Consider the following 12,561-nt stretch of genomic DNA (forward strand, 5'->3'; position numbering starts at 1 on the left):
CCCGGCCATCGGCCAGGCCCGCCGCCCGAGCGGCCCCGACAGGCGAGTTGCGTAATGCCCAAGAACATCGTCGTCTTCTCGGACGGCACCGGCCAGGAAGGCGGCCTGCGGGAGGAGCAGCGCCTCAGCAACGTGTACAAGCTCTACCGCGTCTGCCGGGTCGGGCCCGACAGCGGGATCGACCCGCGCGAGCAGGTCGCGTTCTACGATGCCGGGCTCGGGACCGACGCGGGTGCGCGGGGCTTCACCGGGGCGTATCGCCGGCTTCAGAAGCTCCTGTCCTCGGTGACGGGCCTCGGCATCACCAAGAATATCGCCGATTGCTACGAGTTCATCCTCAACCACTACGAGCCGGGCGACCGCATCTTCCTCGTGGGCTTCAGCCGGGGCGCCTACACGGCCCGCTGCGTCGCCAACGTGCTGTTCCTGTGCGGCGTGCCCACCACGGCGCCCAGCGGCTACCTTCCGCGCTTCAGCAAGGCGACCCGTGACATCGCCGACGAGGCGGTGATGAAGGTCTACGAGTACGGGGCCGGCTCTCCCCGGGGCGGCGACCTGGAGAAGGATCGATTCGAGCTCGCGCGGCGGTTCCGGCGCACCTACGGGTCCGGCGACGACCTGGCGTCGAACGTGGCTCCCCACTTTGTCGGCGTGTTCGATACCGTGGCCTCGCTCGGGGCAACGGGCCCCAAGTGGTGGGGTATGGCCGTCGGCCTGACGATGCTGGCGGCGCTGGTGGCCGCGGTTCCCGCCGTCCTGGCCGACCTGGCGTTCGGCACCGGCTACTGGTGGCCGTTCCTGGCAACCCTCGCGGTGATCGGGATTTTCGTGGTCTCGCGGTGGCTGCCGACTGCGGTCAAGACCATCGCGAACTCCCCGGTGAACGGGAAGACGCGCCGGCACATCGCCCAGTGGCGCTCCGGGAATTACGATCAGCTTCTCAGCGGCCACGTCGGCTTCGCCAGGCACGCCCTGTCCATCGACGAGACCCGAGCCGACTTCCCGCGGGTGAAATGGGGTAGTCGTGACGGCGTCCGCCAGAAGGTCGTGGGCGAGCCCGATCCGCTCATCCAGATGTGGTTCGCGGGCAACCACTCCGACGTAGGCGGCAGCTATCCCGAGGCCGAGAGCAGGTTGTCCGACATCGCCTTGGGATGGATGGTCGGCGAAGCCATCCGCATTCCCCACCCGCTGATCGTCGACGGTATGGAGCCCGGCAAGGCCGGGACGGGACGCCTCCAATTGCATCCGGCGTCGGACGGCATGCAGCACTGCGAGGTCGCGGGCATGCACGATACCATCGCCGGCATCCTGCCGGGCTGGCTGGCCCGTCGCATGGGGTGGCTCGGCTGGCCCGTGAAGGTCCGCGAGATCGCCGAGGACGCGTTGGTCCACCCAAGCGTCCGGGAACGGTTCGCGCTGCCCGAGGTGACCCAGTGCGACGGCAAGGGACCCTACAGGCCGATGGCCCTCGCCGGGCACGACGACTTCAAAACCGCCTATTCGGATGCGGCCACGTCGCCGCCCGCTCCGACCAAGCCCTGACACCCCCCTAAACTGGCCTACAGCAAGGCCGGACGACGAGGTCTCGGATGAAGCTCGACAGTTTCAAGGTTACGAACTTCCGCAGCGTGGAGGATTCCGGCGACGTCACGCTGGGGGACATCGTCTGCCTCGTCGGCAAGAACGAGGCCGGCAAGACGGCTCTGCTCCATGCGCTCGCCGGTCTGAACCCGCATCCCTCCACGCCCATCTCCTACGACAAGGAGCGCGATTACCCGAGGCGATACCTGAACGACTACCGCGGCCGGCACCCGAAGGAGGACGGCGAGGCCGTGGTCGTCACGACGAGGTGGACCTTGACGTCCGCGGAGATGACGGCGTTGGCCACCACGCTGGGGCCGGATTGCCTGAGCTCGGATAAGGTCGTCCTGACGCGCCGCTACGAGGACGCCACGTTCGCCATCTGGGCACCCCTGAACTACCCGGCCATCATCGAGCACCTGATCTCCAGCCATGGGCTCGACGACGAGGAACGGGCGCCCCTTGCCGACGCCGAGATCACCGATGCCCTACGTAAGGCCCTGGATGCGTTGCCCGAGCCGACGAGCGCACAGTCTTCCTTGTTGGACACGATCAAGGACTTTCCCGGCAAGAACGCGTCCGGCTTCGTGAACGCATTCATCCGGTCGGCTACGCCCCAGTTCATGTATTTCTCGCACTACGACCGGATGGCCGGCCAGATGAGGGTCGACGACATCATCCGCAGCGACGGCGAGCCATACCATAGCCCCGTCCACCCGCACGGACAGAAGAAGCTCGGCGTCAGCGAAAGGGTCTTCCTCGACTTCCTGGAATTCGCGGGCACGTCCGTGGAGGAGATCAAGGACTCGAAGACCTACGAGTCCCTGAATGCGAAATGTGAATCCGCCTCGAACGCCATCACCGACCAGTTGCGCGAGTATTGGACCCAGAACGCCTTCCTGGAAATCGAGGTGCGGGTCACCAAGGCCGAGCCGAACGATCCGGCCCCGTACGATGCGGGGGTGATCGCGCGGGCGCGCGTCAAGAACACCTTGCACCGTGTGACGGTGCCTTTCTCCGAGCGGAGCGCCGGGTTCATCTGGTTCTTCTCGTTCCTGGTGAAGTTCGCCCAGGTCAGCAAGCAGAGCGGCAATCTCCTGCTGCTCCTCGACGAGCCGGGGCTGACCCTGCACGGGAAGGCCCAGGCCGACCTGCTGCGGTACTTCGACGACAAGCTCGTGCCCCATCACCAGGTCGTGTTCTCGACCCACTCGCCCTTCATGGTGCCGCCCGAGGACCTCACACTCTCCCGCATCGTCGAGGACCAGATCGAGCAGAGGCGTGGCTTCTGGACGACCAAGGGGACCAAGGTCCGCGACGACGTCCTCGCGACCGATCCGGACACGCTGTTTCCCCTGCAGGCGGCCCTCGGCTACGACGTCACCCAGGCGTTGTTCGTCGGCAAGCACACCCTGCTGGTCGAGGGGCCCGGCGACCTCGTCTTCCTCAAGGCCCTTTCGGCCCAACTGAAGCGGCGTCGGCGGACGGCGCTCGATCCGCGCTGGACGATCTGCCCGGCGGGCGGGCTCGACAAGATCCAGTCGTTCGTCTCGCTCTTCAAGGGCGCGAACCTGTACCTCGCCGTGATGTCCGACAGGGCGCAGGGCGACAAGCGCAAGCTCGAACAGCTTCGCGCCGCCGGCGCGATCCCGGAGGACCGCATCATGAACTACCCGGACGTGCTCGGCCTGCCCGAAGGGGATGTCGAGGACATCTTCGATCCGGAAACCTACCTCGCCATCGTCAACGAGGCATACGGCCTGAGGGGCCGGGGAGTTCTCACGCCGGCGAAGCTCGACAAGGAGGCTGCGGGCGTGGTCCGCTTGGTCAAGCGGGTGGAGGCGGCCTTCAAGCTCCTGCCACCCGACACGCCGGAATTCGACCACTTCACGCCGGCGGACTGGCTCATCCGCAATCCGACATTCCTCGATGCGAAGACCCCCGGCGTCGAAGCCACGGTAGATGGCGCAGAGAAGGTGATACGAGCCATCAACGGCGCCTTGCCGCGCTGATCGTTTCCACCATGCATGATCCGAGGCATTCGGATCTTGTCGGCAGCCTAATCGAAGCTGAATTCCCGGATGCCGCCGTGTTCGCCCTGGTCGACGAGGCTGATTTCCGAGACGGGCGGCGCCACGACGAGTTCGAGTTGGCTGAGGTCCATGCCGTCGATGAACGGGGCGAACGCCACGACCCTCTGTTGCACGGCCGGGAGCGGTGCCGAGAAGATGATGGGTTCGCCGGTACCGCGGTTCGCGGTGCTCATCGTCTGGGCGAACTGCTCCACCGGGCCAAGGGCGATGGAATAGGAGTTGAGATAGTGGAGCTCCCTTCTGACAAGGTCCGTCGGCAGGGGCATGAAGACGCCGCGACGGACCGCCAGGTTGGCGAGGCCCGCGAAGTTCGGCTCGTCGAAGCAGTCCATGTATTCCGGGATGCGTGCGTGCAAAAGGTTGCTGTTCGCCTCGAAGAAAGCGCGGGTTTGCGCGGGGCTCAGCAGGGCCGCGACGCCGTCCGGCACGGGAGTGAGCACGTATCGGCCGGCACCACGCGGATGATCGATGCGGTCGAGATCCCTGATGGAAGCCTTCAGGCCCATCATGACGTCGGTTTTCTGACGTCGTGCACGCCCATCGACCCAGTCCGACCGGAACGCATTCGCGATCTGATCGAAAGCGGCCGCGGGGACGCCGGTCGAGATGGCCAAGTCGCGGAATTCGGCCGACCATAAGGGCTGCTTCGCAAGGAAGAACTCGGCCTGTCGAGCATAGCTTTCGTCCGAGTCCATCACCTTCGTCCCCGAAGCCCAAACCGTCCGGACGACGGCGTCGGGGTCATCGTCACCCTTCAGGAGGCGGTCACGCATGACGGGGTCGTTCAGATTGGTTTCGAGGGTCGCGTGCCTGAGTTGCCGGGATGGCTCCCAGGTGTCGAGGAAGACGTCGTATTCGTCGCGCATCGGTGTCGGTTCCTAAGGGCATGGGGGCATCTGGCGGGCCGCACCGGACGCATCGACCTTCGAGATCGATGCGCCCCGCGCGGCCCGTGGTGACCGCGAAGGCCGTCAGCTCCGCATCAGCCTGCGGAACCGGTCGCGCCGCCAACGCTCGGCATCGAGGCGTTCGGACATGAAGGCGTCCATGGCCCGGGCACGCCGCGTCACGGCCTCGGTCAGCCCCTTCACGATGGACAGGCCGTCCCCGTGCAGCGCCTCCTCCATCCTGTCGCGCAGGGCCTCGGACATGGCGCCCCCGGTCAGGACGACGGACGGAGGCAGGGCGAACGCGCGGGCGAAGGCCGGCGGCTCCTTGAGGAAGCCGAGCAACGTGCCCCACTTGTCGCCGCCCGAACGCTCGAACAAGGTCTTCAGCACCTCCGGGTCGAGGTCGATCCGGCGAGCCACGTTCACCATCTCGTAGCAATAGGACGACTCGTACGTGTTGGGTCCGGCCTCGTCGGCGGCGACCAGCAGCGAACGCACGTGCCGCTCGTAGTCCCGGCACCCGAAGGCCGGCCCGTCGTCGGCGAACGACACGTCGAACGAATCGTCCCCCTTGGGCACGTGGAGGCCGCCGGAGAACGGGGTGCCCTGGACGAAGGCGAAGCTTCCCCTGTCCATCCAGGACCTGGCGTGGCCGTCGCCCGGCTTGCCGAACAGCGCGGTCCACGGCTCGGCGAAGATCACCGTCCTCAGGCCCTTGCCATCGGGCACCAGGCCGATGGAATAGACCTCGACGACGTTGGCCTTCATCTCGCCGAGCGGCACCGGAAAGCGCTCGCCGTCGAGGGTCTCGTCATAGGTCCGGCAGTCGACCGCACCCACGGCCACCGTACGGGCGAACAGCGGGACTGTCGGGGACAGCCAGAACCCCGCATCCGGCACCGCTTCCTCCGGCTCGGGCAGCATGCGGTCCTTGACGATGCTGTAGCCGACCCCGGCGCGGATCGCGTCGGAGAAGAACCGCCTCAGGTCGACGGGCTCCCCATCGGACCCGTCGCGCACCCGACCGAAGTAGGTCGACAGCATCGCGAGATCCTCCGCGAGCAGTTCCCACGGGTCGCGGTCGGCCGAGGCGAACGGAGCGAGGTAGCCCACCACCGCAACCGCGAGTTCCTGCAGGAGGTCGGTTTCCGGAACGCCGGCCTTCGCCGCGATGTCGCGGGCCATGCGCACGTAGGGCGCCAGCCCCTTGTGGACGCGGCGTCCGCTCTTGAGCGGGGCCGACAGCGCTCCCCCGGCGTCCATCTCGGCCTGGGTAAGGTGGAACTTGAAGTAGTCGTTCTGCTGGTTGGCCACCCCTGCGGCCTTGCAGACTTCGGACGGCTTCAGCGCATGCCGCCGCATCATGCGGGTCACGGCGGTCGCCGCCGCGTAGGCGTCCGCCTCGCCCAACTTCCTCGCCGCTCCGGCCGGGAGGGGATCGGACGAGAGCGGGTCGAGCAGCGCCTCCGCGATCAGCAGCAGGTGGGCCTCGGGATGGGTCGCCTTCATGAGCGCATCCTTGATCAGCTTCTCGACGGTTTCGTTGGTGGTGGACATTGGGCTCTCCTTCTGGACACCCCGATCATGCCGACGCGTGGGGGACGTGGCCAACTGTTTTCTGCTTTTCTATATAAGACGCATTTTGCAGAAGTGGCGTATGATTATGCAGAACGTAAGGGCGGCTTTGCGCCCAGCCTCGCTCGGAGGCCGCCTGCTCGCCGACCATCACTCGGCAACGGACGGTTTGGAGTTGGGGTCAGTGCCGACCCGGGCCGGGCCCATGCCAAGTGCCGCCGGCTTTCCCGCAATCGCGATCACGCGACCCAGGCCGGTCGCCGTCCACCTGCCAGGCGGATCGGAGACGAGGTTCGCCGCCTCGGGGCGGCCGATGTGGAAGCCGAGCCGCCTCGGCCTTGGTCTCAGGCTCTGACTGGATCCTCCGATCTGCGCCTGCGATAGCGCCCGCGGCCCTCGCTCCAGAACAGCTTCTGGTACTTGATGCGCTGGTCGATCACGCCCCGGATCAGGTCCGGCCCCCACTCGCCGGGAAAATCCTCTGCCTCCTTGATGAACTCGTGGCCGATCCGCCCCGTGATCTCGTTCAGGTGCATCGCCTCCCGCTCCGGAAGGATTTCCCAGATCTCCTGCGCGACCCGCGGCCAGAACTCCCGCGCCCGCACGATGCGGAGATGCTCCCGCATCTCTTCCATCTCGGCGGCCTGCCGGGCGACCTCGGCGCGCAGCCCCTCGATCACGGCGTCGCGCGCGTCGACGATCCCGAGAGCCTCGTTCCGAAACTCCCGTTCGAGCTCGATGGCCTCCGCCATGCGCCGGCGCTCGCTCTCCAGGACCTTCGCCGCCTCCGCCTGGGCCGCCTCCCACAGCGCCACGCCGGCCTTCGCCAGCACCGTCGACACCGACCCCGGCAGCCCGGCGAGCTCGATGATCGGGCTGTATTGCCGCTCCTCCGCCCAAGCCGACAGGTGCTTGCCGACCAGCTGGTTGCTGCCTGCCACCCCGTTGTTCCGCTTGACCCGCGCGGTCACGTTGCGGAGCGCGACCCGTTCCTTGCCCTCCGCCCGGATCTGGTCAGCCGCCTTGAAGACCTCCCATCGCCGCGGGTCATCCATCCGCGCCAGATGATCTGCCACGCCGCCCGCCATCGTCGTCCCCCCGACTTAAGCCCGCAGGGGACGCGAACATGGTTAAGAAACCTGCCGATTCCGTAGCGCGTAGCCCATAGCGCTATCCGCTACGCGCCCTCCGCGGAGTCGCGAATCCCGGCCCGCGAGCCCTGTGGATCCGCGCTCCCGGCCTTGCCTATCGGCACCGGCCAGGTCACCTTCGCCGCCCTTCGAGGAGCCCCACGATGATACGCTTGAGCCAGCGCCCGACCGATTGATCCCGGAGTGCCGCAGCGTGCCTGAGCCTCCGATTTTTCGAGGCTCCTGTGACCCACTTCTTCGTTTCCGACACCCATTTCAGCCACGCCCGCATCCTCTCTAACAGGATGTTGGCGCCCCGACCGTTCGCCTCCATCGAGGAGCACGACGAGACCCTGATCGCGCGATGGAACGCCGTCGTGCGGCCCGAGGACACCGTCTGGCACCTCGGCGACTTCTGCTACCGCTGCCCCGAGGCCCGCGCCCGTAGCGTGTTTCGCCGTTTGAACGGGGTGCGACGACTGGTTCGAGGCAACCACGATAAGATCGCGTCGCGGCTGCCCTGGGACGGACCCGTCGTCGACGTCGTCAGGGTCGTCGTCGAGAATTCCGACGGCACGACCACCGGGGTCTGGTGCTCTCACTACGCCCACCGCGTCTGGCCGCGCCAGCATTACGGCGACCTCCACCTGTTCGGACATTCGCGAGGCAGCCTTCCCGGCACGGCCGGCAGCACCGACGTCGGCGTCAACTGCTTCGACTTCATGCCGGTGACCCTCGACGAGATCCGCGTACGCCTCGCCGAGAACGCCACGGCCGCGGGAGGCGAACGATGACGCGCGACCCCACACGCCTCTGGATCTTGTCGGACCTGCCTCAGGACTGCCCCGAGAACGCCTGGGACCCTGCCGCGCACGCGCCGGCCGGCGGCTTCGACGTGGCCGTAATCGCGGGCGACGTGCACATGCCGCTCATGCGGGCGCTGGACTGGCTCGGCGAGCGCCTGCCCCGCTCCGAGATCCCGGCGGCGACGGAGGCTGCATCGACCGGCGCGGCGACGCCCTCGGCTCAGTCAACGGCAGCGGGGACCTGATCGGGGGGCGGGTCCGCGGGGCATGTCGCGGTCCATAGTCGGTTACGGGTGCCGCCGCATTCGGAAATCCCCCATCCCCTTGGCCGGTCTGGCCATTCGCCAGAGGCAAATGCGGAATGCGGAATGCGGAGACCTTCTAGGAAATTTCACAGATCGCGCGGACACAGGGCGAATGCCTACCAAAAAGTTTTCAAGTGGGTCCAGGGGACCCCATCCATGGATCGGGCCTAGGCGCCGGCGAGGCCAGCAGCGGGCCTCGCGTTCGTAGCGTGGGTGATCGCCAATCCGGGGATGACGGGCGGCTGGCGAGCCTCCATGGACGTCGGGGTCTCAGAGCGTGACGGCCAAGCTCAATGGTCGGGATAATCGGGCACCACCACACCCCCATTGGGCACTGGCTGGCTGGGATCAGCCTGCCGCCCCGCCCGTGACTAGTTTTAGGTCACAGAGCCATGCGTCGGCCCCATCTCACGCCCATGAGTGGCCCATCGATCCCTATGTCTCCCAGCGCGGCGCGCATAGCTGGCCCATGAATGCCCCATCCCCGGCTCATCATGGGGTCCATCGCGTGCCCAATGGCGCCCATGGGATGGGGTGTGGCGCCCATGGGCCGTCATGGGCGCCATGGGCCAACGAGAAGGAGCGATCCCCTGGTGGAGGCCGCCCCGCTGTTGTTCCGTTGGCCCCGGGTGGTGCCCGGGGCCGGTAATAGGCTTTGATCATTTTGCCGTGCACCAGGATGTGCTCCTTGGCCAAGCCGACGTCGCCGGGCAGGCGAGTGTTCCGCCCATCGCCGAAGAGGTGCTTGAGCACGATACTTTGGTCGTCGAGCACGAACGCGTCGGCCGAGACCGCGTCGGACGTCCCGCGGGTCAGGGCGCGGGTGTACTGGTAGGCGCGCGAGATCCACGGCGTCGGACGGTCGATGGTCGAGGCGATGGCGTCGGTTATCGACGTCGCGACCTGCTTGGCGCTCTCCGACGTCACCCAGGCGCAGGCCCGCCGACAGCGGTCGAGCCCGGCCTCCGAGACGTAGGTCTCCTCCCAGGCCGCTAGCTGCAGGCCGAGGTCGGAGAGGAAGGAGAAGTCGGTGCGAGGCGCCATGGGCCGATGATGCCCCGGCCGCCGTGACACGTTCCAGGCCACGGCGTCGCCGAATCGTCGTGCCATGCTCCGAAGGAATGGATCGTCCATCCTTGGCCCATGCGGCCCATGGAGCCATGCGTTCGCCCATGAAGCCAATCATGGGCCGGCATGGGGCGGTCCACAGGCCCGAAAATAAAGTCTCGGCCCGCGTGAGGCACAGGGACGTGCCTAACAGGGGGGTTCGAGAGCCGATGGGAAATCACCCTCGGGTCGCGCGGGTCATGGGGATCTGATGGCCCAAAAGCCGAAATCGATGGGGCTGGATGCCGTGCCCTAGGGTCTGGCACCTGGGGCAGGCGGGGGCGGCCAGGGGCGGCTAAGCCCCTCTGGTGGAAGGCGGTTCCGCGGTCAAGAATTGCCTGTCGCGTCGGGTGTGGTGCCCCGGCTGAGCGACAAGCCAGGTCAGGACCACCCCCGTGCTCTTCATTCGAGGCGACGATGCGCCTCTCAGCTACATGCATTATGCATCCGAGGATGCGGTGCGGGCTCTAGGCGTGCCGCTGGGCCGGACACGCGACGATCTAGCGGTCGCCTGTGCGATGATCGGCCAGGCCATCGTCGAGGCCGATGGCGCCGGCCGGCGCATCTCCATCTCCAGGTCGGGCAAGTGGTGGGGGCTCAATCGCTACCCGTGCACGCCGCTCGGGCGCAATCGGGTCGTTGGGTTCGCTGACGCCATTACCGAGGCCGGCCTGTTCCATCAGCACCGCGCCAAGCCCGGCGCTCATCTCGCCGAGCGCGAGTGCGACCGGATGCAGTCGGCGATCTGGGCCACCGAGGGCCTGGTCGCGCGGATGCGGGGTGAGCCCATCGGGCACCGTCCCCCGCGCGTGCCGGTTCTCCTGCGCGACGACGACGGCGACCCGCTGCCGCTCCCGGATACGGAGAAGGTCCGGCGCCTCGTCCGCACGATGGAGCGTCGCAACGAGGTCATCGCCGGAATCGATGTCACTGTCGATCCAAAGGCGGCCGCGTCCGGGGCGTGGCGGTTTTCGGACCATCACTGGCACGCCATGTCGGGCTCCGGGAATTGGACCTGCGTCCTGTCCATCGAGACGCCCATGGCGGTCCAGATGTTCGCGCGATCCGACTTCGGCCTGCATGGCCGGATGTACGGTCAGTGGAGCAACCTGCCGAAAATTCGGCGGGCCGAGCTTCTTCTCGACGGCGAACCCGTCGAGGAACCGGACTGGTCCTGCCTCCACCTAGACCTGGCCTACGCCATGTGCGGCCACCGCCTCGATGGTGACGCCTACGAGATGAGGCAGAAGATCCGCGGCGTCTCCCGCAACCAGCTGAAGGGGGCGGTCAACACGTACATCAACGCCGCCGACCGCACCGCCACGATCAGGTCGCTCCTACAGAAGCGGTTCGAGATCGGACGCGACGGCAAGCCGGTCTGGCCACGCCGGATGACGTGGGAGGCGACTGCGGCGGCGCTGGACCGCATCGAGGAGCGGCACGAATCCATCAAGCGCCTGTTCGGCTCCGATGTCGGCGTCAGGCTGATGCGGATCGATTCCAACATGGCCGGCGAGGTGATGGACCTGTCCGCCAAGGCCGCCATCCCCGTGCTCCCGGTCCACGACAGCTTCGTCTCCCCGCGGGGAAAGACGGACATCGTGGAGGGCTTCATGGGAGAGGTCCTAGACCGTACCCGCGTCAGGCTTTCTCAAGGTTCTTCAAAGGGTTCGGTCGAGGCTCGCCTTCATAGAGCCCCCCGGTCGGCGGAGCCGATGGTTCCCTGCCGGGTGGAGCCCGTGGAAGCCCCCTTGGCGGAGCCCCGGGTTCTCCTTCCTGCGGAGCCGCGCACCCCTCCTGCGGAGCCCGTGGGGGCCTTCCTGGCGGAGCCCCGGGTTCCCCTTCCTGCAGAGCCGCGCACCCCTCCTGCGGAGCCCGTGGGGGCCTTCCTGGCGGAGCCCCGGGTTCCCCTTCCTGCGGAGCCGCGCACCCCTGCTGCGGAGCCCGTGGGGACCCTTCCCGCGTTCCTGGCGGGCTTCTTCCCCGAACCCTCGGAGGTGCCCTCCGTGCCTCTCCCTAGTCCCCGTCCCCTCGGTCTCCGGGGTGTCGGGTCTACAGGCCCCCGCGTCCCGGTGGCCAAGTCGTCGCGTCTCCCCATCCCCCACCTCGCATCGGACATCGTCAAGCCCTCCTCTCCCTCGCCCTCTCAGTCTCTCGCCCCCCGTCCCAGGTCCGCGTTCGACGCCCCCAAGGAGCGGTGCTGGCGCATCCGCGAAATGGACGGTCGCATCGTCACGGGGCCGACCGTGTTCATGGAATCCCGGGCACGCGAGTTGATGGCCCTCGGCCACGACCCGTTCGACTTCACCACCGAAGGCAGGGTTTCGCCCGGTCTCTAGACCGTTTCGCCTTGTGCCGGGCCTGTCCCGCGACTAGAATCATCATGCCTCGACCTGGCCAACTGCACCACAGTTGAGACGCGCCCTCCGCCGGGAAATCGGCGTGAGGGCGTCGTCGTTTCCGGTTCCCTCTCCCCGGGACCGCGAGGGGCACGAGACGGCCCCGCATCCCTGCCCAAATCGGTTCGACGCGCGCAGCCTTCCTCCACACCCTGGAGGTCTCCCGTGCCCGTCTCTGCCCTGTCCCTGCGTCCCGTGTCCGCTCCGCCTGCCCATCCTTCGCCGGTGCCGGCGTGCGTCCGGCATGACCGGTCGGAGGGGTATCGAGCCAAGCCGACGCTGCACGCCATCAGGCGGTTCGCCGACCGCGTCCTCGGGCTGGAGACGATCCTGGAGGGCCTGACGGACCGCGAGGCCCTCGACGTCCTCCGCAGCCTCGACGCCGACGTCTGCGGCATCCGGGAATGGCTCGCCTTCTACGGCTGGCCGGGGGCGCGGTACGGGGCGCGCCTCGTCTGCATCGACGGCTACGGGCTGCTCATGGCCGGGGACCGCGTCGTGACCTTGGTGGTTCGCGGACGGGAATGACGGTCCCTGCCGTGGCCTGGAACTGGTCACGGGGCGACGAGCACCGTGGGAGCATCCCGGCCGCGTCGCGGTCCCCAGAGGCCGCCCCCGTGCCCCAACTCCCTTCCGCCTACGCCTAACTCTCCAAGGAGGCCGGTCCCCGCG

Annotated in this window: 9 protein-coding genes and 1 pseudogene; 6 read left to right on the plus strand and 4 right to left on the minus strand. The window is 67.6% G+C overall.

The features are described 5' to 3' along the window. Positions 1 to 54: 54 nt before the first annotated feature. Both ACV7NL_RS00495 and ACV7NL_RS00500 read left to right on the plus strand, forming a co-directional pair. The gene (locus ACV7NL_RS00495; RefSeq protein WP_463354606.1) at positions 55 to 1,545 is read left to right on the plus strand and encodes a DUF2235 domain-containing protein; all 1,491 of its coding nucleotides are present in this window, start codon (positions 55 to 57) and stop codon (positions 1,543 to 1,545) included. Positions 1,546 to 1,592: 47 nt separating this feature from the next. Continuing rightward, complete coding sequence (locus ACV7NL_RS00500; protein WP_463354607.1) at positions 1,593 to 3,596, plus strand: AAA family ATPase; 2,004 nt, start codon at positions 1,593 to 1,595, stop codon at positions 3,594 to 3,596. Positions 3,597 to 3,643: 47 nt separating this feature from the next. On the opposite strand, the gene ACV7NL_RS00505 is transcribed toward ACV7NL_RS00500, so the two are convergent. The 3 genes from ACV7NL_RS00505 to ACV7NL_RS00515 form a co-directional block, all read right to left on the minus strand. After that, entirely contained in the window at positions 3,644 to 4,543 is a 900-nt protein-coding gene (locus tag ACV7NL_RS00505) for a hypothetical protein (protein ID WP_463354608.1), read from the minus strand. Between the two features lie 105 nt (positions 4,544 to 4,648). Next, entirely contained in the window at positions 4,649 to 6,124 is a 1,476-nt protein-coding gene (locus ACV7NL_RS00510) for a hypothetical protein (RefSeq protein ID WP_463354609.1), read from the minus strand. Between the two features lie 362 nt (positions 6,125 to 6,486). Next, positions 6,487 to 7,218, minus strand: coding sequence for a DNA-binding protein (locus ACV7NL_RS00515; RefSeq protein ID WP_463354610.1), 732 nt, complete (start codon positions 7,216 to 7,218; stop codon positions 6,487 to 6,489). Between the two features lie 299 nt (positions 7,219 to 7,517). Here ACV7NL_RS00515 and ACV7NL_RS00520 point away from each other — a divergent pair, with 299 nt between their 5' ends. Both ACV7NL_RS00520 and ACV7NL_RS00525 read left to right on the plus strand, forming a co-directional pair. Further along, on the plus strand, positions 7,518 to 8,066 hold the full coding sequence (locus tag ACV7NL_RS00520) for a metallophosphoesterase (RefSeq protein WP_463354611.1): 549 nt from the start codon (positions 7,518 to 7,520) through the stop codon (positions 8,064 to 8,066). Then, positions 8,063 to 8,239, plus strand: a pseudogene (locus tag ACV7NL_RS00525) (metallophosphoesterase); the annotation flags it as partial. The gene ACV7NL_RS00520 and the pseudogene ACV7NL_RS00525, both read left to right, overlap by 4 nt. Positions 8,240 to 8,875: 636 nt before the next feature. Here the strand turns inward: ACV7NL_RS00525 and ACV7NL_RS00530 are convergent. Then, complete coding sequence (locus ACV7NL_RS00530) at positions 8,876 to 9,427, minus strand: hypothetical protein (protein WP_463354612.1); 552 nt, start codon at positions 9,425 to 9,427, stop codon at positions 8,876 to 8,878. A 458-nt stretch (positions 9,428 to 9,885) separates the two neighbouring features. On the opposite strand from ACV7NL_RS00530, the gene ACV7NL_RS00535 reads away from it, so the two are divergent. Next, positions 9,886 to 11,829, plus strand: a complete 1,944-nt coding sequence (locus tag ACV7NL_RS00535) for a hypothetical protein (RefSeq protein WP_463354613.1) — start codon at positions 9,886 to 9,888, stop codon at positions 11,827 to 11,829. 225 nt (positions 11,830 to 12,054) lie between these two features. After that, positions 12,055 to 12,417 carry a hypothetical protein gene (locus tag ACV7NL_RS00540; protein WP_463354614.1) on the plus strand — a complete coding sequence of 121 codons (363 nt, stop codon included), beginning with the start codon at positions 12,055 to 12,057 and terminating at the stop codon, positions 12,415 to 12,417. Positions 12,418 to 12,561: the final 144 nt, after the last annotated feature.

Source organism: Methylobacterium sp. Ger2507 (genome assembly GCF_055231875.1).

What these genes read in the sequence shown, in the direction of transcription:
- ACV7NL_RS00495 (WP_463354606.1), top strand. Translation starts at nt 55, where the DNA reads ATGCCCAAGAACATCGTCGTCTTCTCGGACGGCACCGGCCAGGAAGGC.
- ACV7NL_RS00500 (WP_463354607.1), top strand. Translation starts at nt 1,593, where the DNA reads ATGAAGCTCGACAGTTTCAAGGTTACGAACTTCCGCAGCGTGGAGGAT.
- ACV7NL_RS00505 (WP_463354608.1), bottom strand. Translation starts at nt 4,543, where the DNA reads ATGCGCGACGAATACGACGTCTTCCTCGACACCTGGGAGCCATCCCGG.
- ACV7NL_RS00510 (WP_463354609.1), bottom strand. Translation starts at nt 6,124, where the DNA reads ATGTCCACCACCAACGAAACCGTCGAGAAGCTGATCAAGGATGCGCTC.
- ACV7NL_RS00530 (WP_463354612.1), bottom strand. Translation starts at nt 9,427, where the DNA reads ATGGCGCCTCGCACCGACTTCTCCTTCCTCTCCGACCTCGGCCTGCAG.